We start from the raw sequence: 13,629 nt of genomic DNA, 5'->3' as shown, positions 1-13,629 counted from the left end.
ATCCGGCGCTTCATCCGGTGAACGAATCGGCGGCCGTCCGTCTGCTGGCGCGCGCCAACCGCTCAGGCGGCATGCCGCTGGCGGCGCTTCAGATAATCCCCGAGACTATCGAGCATCATCGCCCAACCGTCTCCGTGCCCAAGCGGGCTATGGCTGCCGTCGAGATAAGCACCGCTCTCCGTCATGACCAGACGTGTCTTGTCGCCGACGGCAGAGAATTCGACGGTGACGACGCCGGCAAAAATCAGGGTACCCAGATGCGAGATCGTGCTCGCATAGACGATGCGCTGGCTCGCCCTGATCTCTTCGTAGCGCGTCGTATTGACGTAGGGTTCGGCGTCGATTGCACCGAAGGTGCAGATATCCGCATGCCCCACTGTGAAATCGAAGGCGCGCCAGGCCAGTTCCCAGCCGTCACCGGGTGCACTCCAGATGGCCAGAGCCTCGCGGTTCGACCAGGCCGCAAAGACCTGATGCGGTAGCGCCGCGTAGGTGCGCTCGACAACGACGGTGGCGTGTTCGACTTTCGGAACGTTCATGGCTCTTCTCCTTGCAGTGCCGATCAGGATTGACCGCCTGCACGAAAGCTAAGTCGCGGACCTCCCGCTCGTTAGAGGTGATGTGGACAAGAACGGGGCATTCATGCCAAGCTTGCTGATGTTTCCGAAGTACACCGATGGCGCCGATCTGCGCGTCAACATCCTGGTCATGCCTGAAACCGGCCCCATGGCGGTTTACGGCCTTTGTGAAGTTATGAGCCATGTCGGCCGCTTCGATGCCGGCGCAAGACGGTCTCCTGTCCGCAGGTTGCGCCCGCGCGTCGTCGCACGGCAGGTGGAACCGTTTCCCTCGGCCATCGGCATGTCGATCACGCCGCAGGCGACGATCGATACGGAAGGCGATGCGGACGTAATCATCATCTGCGATCTAGAACTTGGGCCAACCGACGTTCCCGCAGGACGCTGGACGCAGGAAATCGAGTGGGTGCGTGCCCAGTTGCAGCGCGGCGCGACGGTCTGCTCCACCTGCAGCGGCTCGCTGTTGCTTGCCGAAGCCGGCCTGCTCGATGGCAAGGACGCCGCGTCGCACTGGACCGCAGCGGGGCTTTTCCGCGATCTCTACCCCGCGGTCCGTTTCCGGCCGGAGCGTATACTGTGCGAAAGCGGCTACGACGGTCGACTGATGACCAGCGGCGGCGCCTCGGCCTGGCAGGAGCTCGTACTCTACCTGATCGGCCGCTTCTGCGGCCCGACGGAGGCGGCACGGATCGCCAAGCTCTTTCTGATCGGCGACCGTCGCGATGGGCAATTGCCGTTCGCCGCAATGGCGCAGCCGCGCCGACATGAAGACGCCATCATCGCCGGCAGCCAGACCTGGATCGCCGACCACTATGCCGCAAGCAATCCGGTCACTCGGATGGTCGAGCAATCGGGACTGCCGGAGCGCACCTTCAAGCGCCGCTTCAAGCAGGCAACCGGCTACGCGCCGGTCGACTACGTGCAGGCCATCCGCATCGAGGAGGCCAAACAGATCTTGGAGACGAGCGACAGCGGGATCGACAACGTCGCGGCAGACGTTGGATACGAGGACCCGACCTTCTTCCGTAGGCTGTTCAAGCGCATCGCGGGCATCAGCCCGGCGCAATATCGGCAACGATTTCGTACGCGCTAGCGGCGACGTAGCCATGCCAGGGTTGCGATATCGTGACCGGTCCCGCACGGGCCGACAGTGGAAGCGAGCACCATTCGCGGCGCCCGCAAAGGTTCCGGTTACCGTAGCGCCGCAACAGCCTCGATCTCGAACAGCATCCCATCGAGCGCCAGCCGCGGCACCGGAATCAACGTGCATGTGGGCTTCGCGCCCTCACCCAGCGCCGCTTCCATTTCAGCGCCGAAGATATGCAACCGTTCCTCCGAGTGATCGACGATCAGCACCGTCAGCTTGACGATGTCGCTCGTATCAGCGCCGGCGGCAGCAAGAGCGGTGCGCAGATTGCCAAGCGCCTGGCGGACCTGCAGCCGGAAATCCGGATCGAGGGCACCTCGCTCGTCCTCCCCTCCCTGGCCGGCGATAAAGACCAGCCGTGCACCAGCCTGAACCAGGCCGACATGGGAGTAACCATTGGCCGATGCATCATAGAGCCCGGCAGGATTGAAAAGGCAAATAGACGATTTTGCAGTTGTAGACGACATTGCTTTGCTTTCCGTTGTTGCACGAAGAAGCCGTGGAAGCGCCGTTTGCAGGATCGCTGACGTTGTGGGTCGGCGTGCTGGACAGCGCGTTCAGGCTTCATATCGCTTAGACGATCCGGCAATGCTTCCCGTGACGCGAGCGAGCGGATTTCTTTTTAGCAGCAAGCGTTCGCATTTAGACGCAGACGGCCACTGGAAGCCGAATCCCGCGCGACGCGATGATTGAACTGCTTGCGTTCGAAGAGGGCAGATCGGGTAGCCTCTTGCCTAACCCGACGACGGCCTTGATTGCTTTGACAGCAATGGCGTAGCTAGAGGCAGTCGGTTCGGCAAATCGGTCCAACCGTCTCCGCATCACGGCGAAAGGTGCCCCATGAACGAAGAACCAAAGATCGTCCTGTCCCCGCTCTCGCAGGAATTCTCCCGCGACGGCATCACTGTCACCGTCGAAATCTCCCGGATCGAGGACGGCAACGAATGGGCGCTCGAGGTCATCGATACCCAGGGCATGTCGACGCGCTGGGAGGACCTGTTCGCGACGGATGCCGCGGCGCTCGCCGAATTTCTCAGCGCCGTCGAGCAGGACGGCATGTCCGTGTTCGTGATGCCCTCGGCGCTGCATTGACCGGCTCCCATATTTTCCGGCACCGTGCCGAACGACGCCACGATTGATAAAGTGATCGGTGCCGCTTTAGCTCCTCCGATTGTGTGAAAAGCCCATTCCATCTCCATCTTACGCCAGCCGCTCGTTCAGGGCAGACGTGCGAAGTCGGGTTGTGTTCAACAGGCCGGCCGCCTGGATCAGCGGGTAGGCCGCGGCCGCTACGTGCGAATTGATCCGGTGCAGGTCACCAATGAGATCGATGAACAGGGCGTTGCTTTGAAGGTTGACGCCCTTTTCCATGCCTTCTCGGCCGAGATGTCCGTTGATCGCGCGCTCCTCGAGCGCCCGGAACCGATCCTTCTGGGTTGCCAGGCGTGCCGCCGCGCCGACGTCGCGCGACGAAAGTGCCGCCGGTACCAGCCGCAGCGACGCGGCGACCTCTTCGCAGAGACTATCGAGGGCCTCGCGCTGGGTTGGCGCAAGCTCAATGCCCTGCTTGATCTTTGCCCGGATGCGGTCGGCGAGGTTGAGCTTGATCACATCGCCTGCATGTTCAAGGTTGCTGGCGAAAAGCATGATCTCGAAGGCGCGGCGGGTATCGCCGCCCGACAGCTCGCCCTGTGCCAATCGGCCGAGATAGGCATGGACAGAACCCATGTAGGTGCCGAGCTTGAGATCGATGGCGTTGACCTCCTTCACGGCCTCCAGCCGATTGGACGACAGCGCCGTGAGCGACGTCAGGAACATGCGCTCCAGCAATTCGCTCATCCGTACTGTCTCCATCGTCGCATTGGAAAGCGCGATCGTCGGCGTCGCCAACGAAACGCTGTCGAGATAGCGCGGTGTGGCCAGGGGATCATCGGCGACCGATGCATTCGGGATCAACCGGTCGACGAGACGCACGACGACTGGAGAGATCGGCAGAAACACGGCGGCGACCGTCAGGTTGAACGCAGCGTGCAGCCCGATCGCGACATGCAAAGGATCCAGCGGCATGCGGCCGGCGAAATCGACGATCTGTCGCGCCAGCGGCAGCAGTGAAATTGCCAGAAGGCCGCGGCAGAGCAGATTGGCGACCGGAAGCCGGCGGGCCACGGATGGCTGGTCGAGCGTCGCACTGACGGCCGGCAGACCGCCGCCGAAATTGACGCCGAGGATTAGGGGCACAGCGCCGGCCACGTCCAGACTGCCATTGGTCATGAGCGACGCGATCAACAGGATGACCGCGAGCGTCGAATGGCAGAACCAGGCGAGAACAGCGCCGACGAGGAAACCGAGAACCGGCTCGTTGGCGTTCGCAGCGAGAACATCGTGAAACAGCGTTGCTTCGCGCAAGGGTGCCGTCGCCGAAACAATGACCTTCAGTGCCAAGAGCATGAGGCCGAGCCCCATCATGATGCGGCCGGCGTTTCGCGGGCGAAACTCGTTCGACGCGCCGAAGGTGAGATAGCCGGCAAACAGAAAAAGCGGCGCCATCGTCGTTGCCAGCGACGAACCTGACGCAAAGAGACCGGAGAGGAGCGCCGAGCCGATATCGGCACCGAGCAGGACCGCAAGACCGGTCGCCGCCCCAATGGCGCCGGCACCGGCCAGGCCCGCGATGATGAGCGCCATGGCCGTGGCGCTGCCGAGAACGGCGGTGGCGGCGATGCCGCCACCGAACGCGGTCAGCCGGTTGGACAGGCGCTGTTCGACGAAGCGTTGCAGCCGATCGCCCCAGCCGCGCATGACGCCGGTTCGGACCATCCGCACGCCCCAGAGCAGGAGCGCCACGCCGCCAAGCAGTTCCACGATGACAAACGTTCCGGAATTCATGTCCAGCGAGGCCCTTCCGCTCGAAGCGATCAATCGGCAACGGATATGTCGGGAGCGACAGATCCGATGTTGTAGCCTTCGAGCTGCGCTGCAGATCTGTCCGGCATGGGGAAATTCAGGATGGTTGCCGTTCCCGGCGTTACGGGAACGACGCGAGAGGGCGGCAGGTCCAGAAACTCATGGCAGGCCGCGCGGATGACCCCGCCATGGGCCACCACCAGCAGGTCGCCTTGCGTCCGCGACATCCAGTCATGAACGCCGTCGGCGACGCGGTTGCGAAAGGCGATCCAGGTTTCGGCATTGGCGGGCGTGAAGGTACCGGCGCGCCAGGCGGTGTAGTCCTCCGGACGCTCGGCGATCAGCTCCGGCTTGCGCCGGCCCGTCCACTCACCCATGTCGAGCTCGCGAAACCGTTCATCGGACGGGGCGTCCGGATGCCCGATGAGCGCAACCGTCTGCCGCGTCCGGCCGAGGTCCGAGGCGATGATGCGGGCGGGATGCAGCGCCTTGGCATAGGGGCGGAAACGCCGGACCTGGGCGACGCCGCGTTCGGACAAAAGCGAGTTGTCCTGGCCCTGGAGGCGCTGGTCGGCGTTCCACTCGGTTTCGCCATGGCGCATGAGGATCAGCCTCATTGATTTATCCTTTCTCCGCTGACGGCAAAGACCGCGTCAGGCGTCCGTATGAATGACAGTGTAACGGCATCGCCAGGCATCGCGCTGAAGTAGCCTTCGGCCAAGCCGGTGATGCGAAGCTCGCCGAGCATGGCAGTGACCATCGTGCGCCCGGCGATCGGTGCAGCTTCTGCAAACCGTGCGGTCACCGACGGCCTGCCAGGCACCGCGCCGACAGAAACGTCTTCGGCGCGATAGAGAAGCTGCGCCTGCGCATGGCCGGGTGCGATCGAGCCCGGCGCAAGTGGCGTATCGTTGAAGGCGAACATGTCTCCGACCCGGTACGCCGGCAAAAGGTTGGCCGGCGGCGTCCCGAGGAAGGTGGCGACGAAGGTCGTTGCCGGATCGCGCAGCAGATCGATCGGCTTGCCAAACTGCTCGACACGACCATTGTTGAGCACGGCGACATGTGTCGCCATGGTCATGGCTTCTACCTGATCGTGAGTGACATAAACAGAGGTGGCGCCGGTCGCCCTGTGGATGCGCATCAATTCGCTGCGCATCTCGATGCGCAGCTTGGCATCGAGGTTCGACAGGGGTTCGTCGAACAGGAGAATGCTCGGCTCAGGGGCGATGGTGCGGGCGATTGCCACGCGTTGCTGCTGGCCGCCGGAAATTTCCGCGGGATAACGTTCGGCAAGCGCACCGATGCCGAGCAGGGCGAGAACCTCCTTGACGCGACGGTCGCGTCTTTCGCGCGGCCACCGCGCGACCTTCAAGGGCCAGGCGATGTTGCCGGCGACGGTCATATGCGGCCAGAGGGCGTAGCTCTGGAAGACGAGGCCGGCGTTGCGGCGGCCGGCGTCGGCGATGACGCCGCCAGCACCGCTGGAGACCGTCTGGCCGACAAAGGCAATCTCGCCTTCGCTCGGGCCTTCCAAGCCTGCCAGCATGCGCAGCAATGTCGACTTGCCGCAGCCGGAGGGTCCAACGAGCACCAGGAACGAGCCGGTCGGAACCGAAATGTTGACGTCCTTGACCGCCGTGAAAGCGCCAAATCGCTTGACGAGGTTGCGGATCTCGATGGCGTCCGCAGCGCCGGTTGCACGTGCGTTCATGACTCTTTCCATTTCTGGACGCGGTTCTGGAGGCCGTGGGCCAGAAACGAGGCCGCAAGGCAGACGATAAGGATGACGAGGGTGATGGCGTTGGCAAACTGCATGAAGCCCTCGGCGGCATAACGATAGGCGACCATGCTGAGAACGGGCGACGTCGCGGTGAACAAGAGCACGACCAGCGAGAGGTCGCGCACCATCTTGACGAAGACGAGGATCGCTCCGGCAAACAGGCCGCGGATCGCCAAGGGGAAGATGATCGCAAACAACCGGCGAAGCAGTCCCGCTCCGGTCAATCGCGCGCTTTCCTCGATATCCGCGGAGATCTGGCCAAGCACCGATCGGCCGGACTGCACGGCAAAGGGGAGATTGTGGGCGGACGCCGCGATCACCAGCAGCGCGAAAGTGCCGTAAAGCGAAGGCAGCGGGCCGATCGGCGCACCGAAGAGGGCGATGTAGGCGGCCGCAAAGGCGATGCTCGGCACCAGAAGCGGAACGAAGGCAAGCTGGCTGAGGATCGTGGCGAGCAGACTGCCGCGTCGCTGGACGATCGTGTAGGCGAGCGCCAGCCCGAGCAGCATCGTCGTCAGCGCGACGACAAGCCCGAGTCGGATCGTGTTCCAAATGGCATCGATCAGGACAGGATTGCGGAAGATGCCCGCCTGCCCTTGCGCAATTTCCCCGCCGCCTTCACCAACCCAGAAATGCAGCGTCCAGTTCGAGAACAGCGCCCCGCTTTGAGGCGCAAGACTTGAGGCCGCAAGCACCAGAACGGGGGTCACTGTAGTCAGAAGGCCGATGGCAACAGCAATGGCAAAAAGCGGCCATCGCCAGACGCCAAGGGGAAACCGTTTCGTGCGGCCGCCCTTGCCAGTGACCGTGATGAAGGCCTTACGGCCGGAGACGATACGGTCCGACATCCACAGGAACAGGGCCGAGACGGCGATCAGCAACAGGGCCAGCACGAAGCCGCGCTCGTTCTGGCCGGTTTCGATCATGCCGAAGAGGCGGGTCGAAAGCGTCTGCATGCGCACCGGCAGACCCAAAAGGGCAGGTGCCGCAAAGTTGGCGACAGCGCCGGCGAAGGTGAGTGAGGCTGCGGCGATCAGGGCCGGCGTGACGACGGGCAGAATGATGCCGAAGAAGATGCGCGGGCGTCTGGCGCCGGCCATCTGGCCGGCTTCGACGAGGTCGGCACCGACCGAACTCAGGGCCGCCGCGATGATCGTATAGGCCAGCGAATAGTAGTGGGCGATCAGCACGATCGCGGTCGGCACCAGACCCCAGGCGAGCCAATCGGGAATGGCAAGGCCACTGGTCTCGAAGAAACCGGCCGAACCGCCGAGCCGGGAATTTCGAAACAGCGTGCCCCAGGCGAGCGCCGCGGCGAAGCTCGGGATCATATAGGGCAATGTCGCCATCAGCCCGAGCAGGCGCCGTCCCGGCACGTCGGTCAGAACCACCAGCCAGGCCAGAAACCCGCCGAGGATGAGACAGCCGCTCGCGACCCCGAAGCCGAGAACCATGGTGTTGAACAGCGGCCGCCACCAAAGATTGAAGGACAGCGGGCTGAGAAGCACCGCCTGCCAGGCCTCCATCCCGGCTGGGGTGAGCGTCGACAGAAGAATGCGGACCAGAGGCGCCACCACCAGAATAGCGACGATGGCAACGAGGATTGCCGGCATGATGAAGCCTGATCGGAGCAGCCGGCTACCGCCCGATGACGCGAAGGTCGATATGGATGTCATTTGCGAACCTCGGCGTTTGCCGGCGCGGCCTCAGCAGCGCCGGCAAACAGCCCGTTACTGAAGCGTGATGATGAGATCGGAGACGCGCCCGCGGGCAGCGGCGGTCTTGGCCGGATCGATGGTCCAGGCCTTCAGCTCATCAAGTTTGACCGAGTCCGGATGGTGGGCGATGGTCGTGCGCGTGGCAAAGTCGCCGGGAACGTTGAAGGGTTCGAAGCCGGCGCCTCCCGTCGGCGTGTCGTCGCCGAACATGAAGTCGATCAGCAACCGGGCGGCGGCCGGATGCGGTGCCTTGTCAGCGATCGTCAAAACCGCGGGAAAAAGAATGCCGTTGGCCGGCTCGACATTGTTTGCGACTTGAAGCGCCCAGCCTTCCTTCTCGTTGTCGCGGCGGTCCGAATAGGTGCCGAAGCCGACGGGCGGGTTCTTGGCGCTGACGTCACCGACAGACTTGTTGAGCACGTCGCTGTTGGGGACGAGGATCAGATCGTTGGCAAAGAGCTCCTTGATGAATTGCTCGCCGGCGCCCTGAAGATCGGCATCGACGACAATGTCCTTGCCGAACTGTGCCTTGTAGGCCGCGGCCATCTCATCCGGATGGAGGGCGATCTCGGTCAGCAGGTCGAGCAGTTCGCCGCGCTGGCTCGGATCGACCATCAGCACCTTGCCCTGCCACTCCGGCTGTGTCAGCTGCCACAGATTGGTGACGGGCGAACCGCCGGGAAAGGCCTTCTCGTTGTACATCAGCACCTTGGTCGAGAGACGCTGGGTGAGCAGCGGTCCCTTGTAGCGATCGTCGATCTGCCCTGCCACGCGCGGCGGCACATAATTGACGATGCGCTTGGCTTCGAGAAGCTTGCTGAAGACCACGGGCGTGTCGGCAATGTAGAGCACGTCGACGGCATGGACGCCCGCCTGCTGCTCGGCTTCCAGACGGGCGATCTGTTTTGTCGAGCTCATGTCGAGACCGATCAGGTCGACACCCGGATAGGCCTCCTCGAAGGCTTTCTCGATCTTGGCGATCCGGCTCGACAACGAAAAGACGGTAACGCTGCCTTCCTTCTGCGCGAGCGGCAGCAGCTGCTCGGGCGTCATGCCATCCAGACCTGCCGCCATCGCTGCCGCAGGCAGCACGACGCAGGCCGCGAGTGCGGACTTCATCAGTCGCTTCAACATGGTTTCCTCCTCCATTTTCCCCAGTCAATCGAAGTCGTTGAACAGCTCCGACAGTTTCTCCAGCCTGCCGATCACCTCACGCTCGTGCCTGCCGGCGATCGTCAGGACAATGCCGTTGACGATGGCGAAGGGGATCGTCGGGGTCTGAAACTCGCTTCCCGAACGCCCCCGCGGCGCGGCCAGCATCAGGTCCGCCACCGGCTCCATCAGCGGGCCGGCAAGGTCCGAAATCAAAATCGTTCGCGCGCCGACGCGCCGGGCATGCTGCACCAGCGGCGCATAGCTTTGCGGCTGCTTGCGAAAGGCGAGCGCGATGACGACGTCGCTCTTGTCCATGCTGACCATGCGCTCGGCAATGTCCCGGCCGCGGCCGGTGAGCCCGATCGTCGTCATGCCGAACCGATCGAGGCGGCGCTGCAGGAAACCGGCGACGGACTGCGCATGCCCCTGGCCGAACACGAACACCCGTCGCGCCTCGAAGATCATGTCTGCGGCTAGGTCCACGTCATTTTGCGGCACCGAGCGCGCAAGCGTCTCCAGGGCCGAAATCTCCGCAGCAATCAGGTCGGTCAAATAGTCGCCGTGCTCGACCTTGGCGACCGAGCGGCGCATGCGGGTCGCGGCATCCTGATCATCAAGCACTTCGCGCTGCAGCTGCGCGCGCAGATCCGGGAAGCCCCGGTATCCCAGCTTCTGCGCCAGGCGGGTGACCGTCGCCTCATGAACGCTGGCGCGCTGCGACAGCTGCGGGCCCGACAGAAACGCAGCTTCCGCCCGGTTCTCGAGCATCGTCGCGATCAGCTTCTGGTCCGCCTCGGTCAGTCTTTTCGATTGTGCCTTTATGCGATCGATGAGTGTCATGGCGCTCTACAAGTTTCTTTGCGTCACACATCGTTCAAGCAAACTAGCTTGCAGTCAAGGCAGCGATCGCAAGAATCCTTGCAAGGGTCTGCAAGGCAAAGACCGGCACTTGAAAAACAGTCGATTTTCGGGGGTTTCCCGGAAATTTCGGGCGGATTTCGGACCAAAAGTGACGCCGGACTGCCGCTTCCGACAGTGTCCGACCTGCCCTCGAAAAATCTTTGCAAAGGTCAGCAAGGGAATTGGCGTTGTCATACCGTCCGCGATGGCGCTCACGGCGGCCATTCGCAAGGTCGAATGTGATCTATGGAGCCTCACCGGCTGCGCTGCCGCGCAGAAGCCTCGTCCAGTCGTCAATAAAAGTGGACCGCTGCAGCTGATCCTGGGCGGCAAGCAGTGCTGGGCCGATGCGGATCGGGCGGCCGATGCCGGATTCGATCAGCTTCGGTGGTCCGCCGACATTATCAGGAAGCGGTCCGTTGCGCGAAAAGAAGAAAGCCTCTCGCCTTGCAACCTGCTGCCCCCGCTCCGAAAGCAGGTAGTCGAGAAAGCGGCCCGCCAGATCCGGCCGCTTGGCGCCCTTTGGGATCAGTACGCCGCGACTGAGGATCAGCGTATAGTCCCGTGGCAGCACGATGCGCAGCTTCGTGTTTCGCAGCGCCGCCGCATAGGCGTAGGATCCGAGGATGTTGTAGCCGATATAGACGTTGCCGCTGTCGATTTCCGCCAGCACGGCGTTGTTGCAGCAGCGCAGCACCGCCTCGACGCGGCTGAGACTCTCGAGCAGCCGGCCGTAGGTCGTCGAGGCCTGCTGCACGTCGAGGAAGGCGAGCAGATAGCCGATGCCGGACTGGCGCAGATCGTAGGTGCCGATGCGGCCACGATAATAATCCGGCTTGATGCGCAGCAGGTCCGTCAGCTCGCCGTGGCCATGGGGTACATCCTCCGGCGGCACAAAATCCTTGTGGTAGACCATGACCGAAGGCTCGAAGGTGAAACCGTAGACCTCTTCACGCCAGTTCGCCCAGTCGGGGACTAGGCGCGTTTCGGCGGAGCTATGGGCCAGAGCGCAGCCGTCGTTGGCAAGCTTGACGAGCTGATCGACCGAGGACGAGAGCAGGATATCGCCAAAGCCCTCCTGCTTGCGGCAGGCGGCATCCGCGTCGCGATAAAGGTCGTTGGTCACGTAGTCGGTGTAATCGACGGCAACATCGGTCGCCGTCGACTGGAAATCCCGGATGAGCGGCTCCATCGCCTCGACGTCGGTCGCGCCATGGACGACGAGGCGGCCGCGCTCCTGGTCGACCGCCGGAAAGAAGGCGCGAGCGCCCTCGACCGCCATTGCCGACGTCAAACCGGCAAGGACGATCGCGGTGGTTAGCGTGACGAGTTTCCCGTACATCATCGCGCACCCTCGACGTGTTCTGGCAGATCGAGAACGACGGTGAAGCCGCGCTCGCCCTTTTCCTGAAATCCGATCGTGCCCTGATGAGCCGACGCCACCTCGGCGGCGATGGCAAAACCCAGGCCCATGCTACCCTCTCCCGTTTTCGAGGTCACGAAGCGCGCCGTGACGCTGCTCCATTCGCTCCGCGGAATACCCGGACCGTCGTCCTCCACTTCGACCCGCGCGCGGCCATCGCTTCCAAGCACACGCACGGCAAGGTGCGAAACGGTTCCGTGCCGCAGTGAATTGTCGATGATGTTGGCGATCGCCTCGCGCAGGCTGACGGCATCGCCGAGCACAACGATCGGCTGCGGCGCCGCCTCGAAAGAGATGACGATATCCGGATCGACCGTGATGGGGATGGCGGCGCGGAAGGCTTTGCGCGCGACATCGGTCAGATCCACCGGCTTGAACCGCACCGAGTCGGAGCGATGAATGACCATCGCATGGCTCAGCAACTGGTTGGTCAGCCGCGCCAGTTGCCCGACCCGCTTGCGCACCCGTCCGAGATGCCGTTTTCCGACCTCGTCCATCTCGTCTTCTTCGAGCATATCGACCTGTGCCGACAAGGCGGTCAGCGGCGTTCGGATTTGGTGTGCGGCGTCGGCGATGAAGCGCTGCAGCAGTGTCACCCGTTCGTCGAGACGGCCCATGAAGTGATTGATCGAGGCCATGAATGGCCGCAACTCGCGCGGCACGTCGACGTTGACCGGTGTCAGGTCCTGCGGGTCCCGTGCGCGCAAGGCAGCCCCGAGCGCACTGACGGGCAGGAGCGAATACCGGATCGCAAGCACCGTGCCGGCGAGCGCCAGCAGGCTCATGATGCCGACCAGAATCATGGCGCGCGACGTCAGTTCGCCGGCCAACGCCCGACGCGCCTCGGTTGTCTGCGCCAAGACCACATAGGACCAGCCGGAGAAAGACGGATCGGAAAGCGCCCGCGCCGCAACGACGACACGCACCGGAACGTCGCGATAGCGCGCCGAGAGGAAAACAGGCGCCGCCCGGGCGGATGTCAGGTCCAGGTCCGTCTGCAGATCCTCGTAGCCGGTCAGGGTTTTCATGTCCGGCCCGATCACCCGGTAGAAGATGCGGTCGCGCGCCGCAAGCCCGAGCAATTCGAATGCGGAGGTGGGAAGGGCAACGGCCAGGCTGCCGTTGTCGACCGTCATGTTCGCGGTGATCTGGATGGCGGCGCCGAGCAGCAACCGATCGTAGGCATCGTCCGCTGCGGCGCGCGCGTAGTACCATGCTGCGACGGCAAGCAGCGTCGCACCGCCACAGAGTACCAGGGCGACCCGAACGACCAGCCGCGAAAACAGCGATGGCTCACGCCGCATCGTCAGCCACCAGTTGATAGCCGAGCCCCCGGATTGTCACGATCCGAACTCTTGAGCCTTCGATTTTCTTGCGAAGACGGCCGATATAGAGCTCGATGGCGTTCTGGTTGGCGCCGTCGTCGAAGCCAAAGAGATGGTCGAGCAGTTCATCCTTGCCGAACACGCGGCCGGGCCGCGTCGCCATCACCTCGAGCAGGGTGATCTCCCGCCGTTTCAACTGCACTTCGCGATTGCCAACGCGCACCGAACGGCTGTTGCGGTCGAGCACGAGGTCGCCGCATTCTATGAGATTGGTCGGATCGCCGGCCCTTCGGCGCAACAACACCCGCACCCGCGCTTCCAGCTCGCGAAAGTCGAACGGCTTCACGAGATAATCGTCAGCGCCGAGATCGAGCGCACCGACGCGGTCTTCGATCTCGGAGCGCGCCGTCAGCACCAGCACAGGCGTCGTCTTGCGGCGGGTGCGCAGGTGCCGCAGGATCTCGAACCCGTCGAGCCCCGGCAACATCACGTCGAGGATCACGAGATCATAGTCGGTAAAATCGAGTATGTCGGCGGCGGCCTGACCGTCCGTTTGCCAATCGACCGTGTGCCCGACTTTCTCCAAACGCCGGCTGATCGCCTCCCCGACATCCCTTGTGTCTTCCACCAGAAGGATGCGCATGACGAAGCAGTGACACGGAAAAATCCGGCAATCAACCCGGCGGATCTGGCCGA

Annotated in this window: 13 protein-coding genes; 2 read left to right on the top strand and 11 right to left on the bottom strand. The window is 63.4% G+C overall.

Annotated elements, in window-relative coordinates; translation table 11 throughout:
• Positions 1–62 precede the first annotated feature (62 nt).
• Positions 63–539 (bottom strand): SRPBCC domain-containing protein, encoded by a 477-nt coding sequence (locus ABIE33_RS13600; protein WP_429125716.1) that lies wholly within the window; start codon positions 537–539, stop codon positions 63–65.
• A gap of 103 nt (positions 540–642) precedes the next feature.
• On the opposite strand from ABIE33_RS13600, the gene ABIE33_RS13595 reads away from it, so the two are divergent.
• Entirely contained in the window at positions 643–1,671 is a 1,029-nt protein-coding gene (locus tag ABIE33_RS13595; protein WP_429125714.1) for a GlxA family transcriptional regulator, read from the top strand.
• A 98-nt stretch (positions 1,672–1,769) separates the two neighbouring features.
• Here the strand turns inward: ABIE33_RS13595 and ABIE33_RS13590 are convergent, their stop codons facing one another.
• On the bottom strand, positions 1,770–2,192 hold the full coding sequence (locus ABIE33_RS13590; RefSeq protein WP_429125712.1) for a RidA family protein: 423 nt from the start codon (positions 2,190–2,192) through the stop codon (positions 1,770–1,772).
• Positions 2,193–2,565: 373 nt separating this feature from the next.
• On the opposite strand from ABIE33_RS13590, the gene ABIE33_RS13585 reads away from it, so the two are divergent.
• Positions 2,566–2,817 (top strand): hypothetical protein, encoded by a 252-nt coding sequence (locus ABIE33_RS13585; protein WP_025429365.1) that lies wholly within the window; start codon positions 2,566–2,568, stop codon positions 2,815–2,817.
• A gap of 108 nt (positions 2,818–2,925) precedes the next feature.
• Here ABIE33_RS13585 and ABIE33_RS13580 read toward each other — a convergent pair whose 3' ends face one another.
• The 9 genes from ABIE33_RS13580 to ABIE33_RS13540 form a co-directional block, all read right to left on the bottom strand.
• Positions 2,926–4,611 carry a Na/Pi cotransporter family protein gene (locus tag ABIE33_RS13580; RefSeq protein ID WP_429125710.1) on the bottom strand — a complete coding sequence of 562 codons (1,686 nt, stop codon included), beginning with the start codon at positions 4,609–4,611 and terminating at the stop codon, positions 2,926–2,928.
• 29 nt (positions 4,612–4,640) lie between these two features.
• A complete protein-coding gene (locus tag ABIE33_RS13575) occupies positions 4,641–5,246 on the bottom strand; it encodes a histidine phosphatase family protein (RefSeq protein WP_429125708.1) in 606 nt (201 codons plus the stop codon).
• Positions 5,243–6,343: an ABC transporter ATP-binding protein gene (locus ABIE33_RS13570; protein ID WP_429125706.1), complete on the bottom strand. Its 1,101-nt coding sequence runs from the start codon at positions 6,341–6,343 to the stop codon at positions 5,243–5,245. Before ABIE33_RS13570 ends, ABIE33_RS13575 begins: the two co-directional genes overlap by 4 nt.
• A complete protein-coding gene (locus ABIE33_RS13565) occupies positions 6,340–8,088 on the bottom strand; it encodes an ABC transporter permease (protein ID WP_429125704.1) in 1,749 nt (582 codons plus the stop codon). The genes ABIE33_RS13570 and ABIE33_RS13565 overlap by 4 nt, the downstream gene beginning before the upstream one ends.
• Before the next feature lie 54 nt (positions 8,089–8,142).
• Positions 8,143–9,261 (bottom strand): extracellular solute-binding protein, encoded by a 1,119-nt coding sequence (locus ABIE33_RS13560; RefSeq protein WP_429125972.1) that lies wholly within the window; start codon positions 9,259–9,261, stop codon positions 8,143–8,145.
• A 27-nt stretch (positions 9,262–9,288) separates the two neighbouring features.
• Positions 9,289–10,125: a MurR/RpiR family transcriptional regulator gene (locus ABIE33_RS13555; protein ID WP_429125702.1), complete on the bottom strand. Its 837-nt coding sequence runs from the start codon at positions 10,123–10,125 to the stop codon at positions 9,289–9,291.
• 304 nt (positions 10,126–10,429) lie between these two features.
• Positions 10,430–11,527, bottom strand: a complete 1,098-nt coding sequence (locus tag ABIE33_RS13550; protein ID WP_429125700.1) for an ABC transporter substrate-binding protein — start codon at positions 11,525–11,527, stop codon at positions 10,430–10,432.
• The gene (locus tag ABIE33_RS13545) at positions 11,527–12,912 is read right to left on the bottom strand and encodes a sensor histidine kinase (protein ID WP_429125698.1); all 1,386 of its coding nucleotides are present in this window, start codon (positions 12,910–12,912) and stop codon (positions 11,527–11,529) included. The genes ABIE33_RS13550 and ABIE33_RS13545 overlap by 1 nt, the downstream gene beginning before the upstream one ends.
• Complete coding sequence (locus ABIE33_RS13540) at positions 12,902–13,576, bottom strand: response regulator transcription factor (RefSeq protein ID WP_429125696.1); 675 nt, start codon at positions 13,574–13,576, stop codon at positions 12,902–12,904. Before ABIE33_RS13540 ends, ABIE33_RS13545 begins: the two co-directional genes overlap by 11 nt.
• Positions 13,577–13,629 lie beyond the last annotated feature (53 nt).

It is taken from the genome of Ensifer sp. 4252 (genome assembly GCF_050434565.1).
In the GTDB taxonomy this organism is placed as follows: Bacteria; Pseudomonadota; Alphaproteobacteria; order Rhizobiales; family Rhizobiaceae; genus Ensifer.
This window is presented reverse-complemented; position numbering and strand designations above follow the sequence as displayed.

Excerpts from the sequence above, each read along its gene's own strand:
- ABIE33_RS13555 (WP_429125702.1), bottom strand. The coding sequence starts at position 10,125 with ATGACACTCATCGATCGCATAAAGGCACAATCGAAAAGACTGACCGAG.
- ABIE33_RS13570 (WP_429125706.1), bottom strand. The coding sequence starts at position 6,343 with ATGAACGCACGTGCAACCGGCGCTGCGGACGCCATCGAGATCCGCAAC.
- ABIE33_RS13585 (WP_025429365.1), top strand. The coding sequence starts at position 2,566 with ATGAACGAAGAACCAAAGATCGTCCTGTCCCCGCTCTCGCAGGAATTC.
- ABIE33_RS13580 (WP_429125710.1), bottom strand. The coding sequence starts at position 4,611 with ATGAATTCCGGAACGTTTGTCATCGTGGAACTGCTTGGCGGCGTGGCG.
- ABIE33_RS13545 (WP_429125698.1), bottom strand. The coding sequence starts at position 12,912 with ATGCGGCGTGAGCCATCGCTGTTTTCGCGGCTGGTCGTTCGGGTCGCC.
- ABIE33_RS13540 (WP_429125696.1), bottom strand. The coding sequence starts at position 13,576 with ATGCGCATCCTTCTGGTGGAAGACACAAGGGATGTCGGGGAGGCGATC.
- ABIE33_RS13595 (WP_429125714.1), top strand. The coding sequence starts at position 643 with ATGCCAAGCTTGCTGATGTTTCCGAAGTACACCGATGGCGCCGATCTG.
- ABIE33_RS13590 (WP_429125712.1), bottom strand. The coding sequence starts at position 2,192 with ATGTCGTCTACAACTGCAAAATCGTCTATTTGCCTTTTCAATCCTGCC.
- ABIE33_RS13600 (WP_429125716.1), bottom strand. The coding sequence starts at position 539 with ATGAACGTTCCGAAAGTCGAACACGCCACCGTCGTTGTCGAGCGCACC.
- ABIE33_RS13565 (WP_429125704.1), bottom strand. The coding sequence starts at position 8,088 with ATGACATCCATATCGACCTTCGCGTCATCGGGCGGTAGCCGGCTGCTC.
- ABIE33_RS13575 (WP_429125708.1), bottom strand. The coding sequence starts at position 5,246 with ATGAGGCTGATCCTCATGCGCCATGGCGAAACCGAGTGGAACGCCGAC.
- ABIE33_RS13550 (WP_429125700.1), bottom strand. The coding sequence starts at position 11,527 with ATGTACGGGAAACTCGTCACGCTAACCACCGCGATCGTCCTTGCCGGT.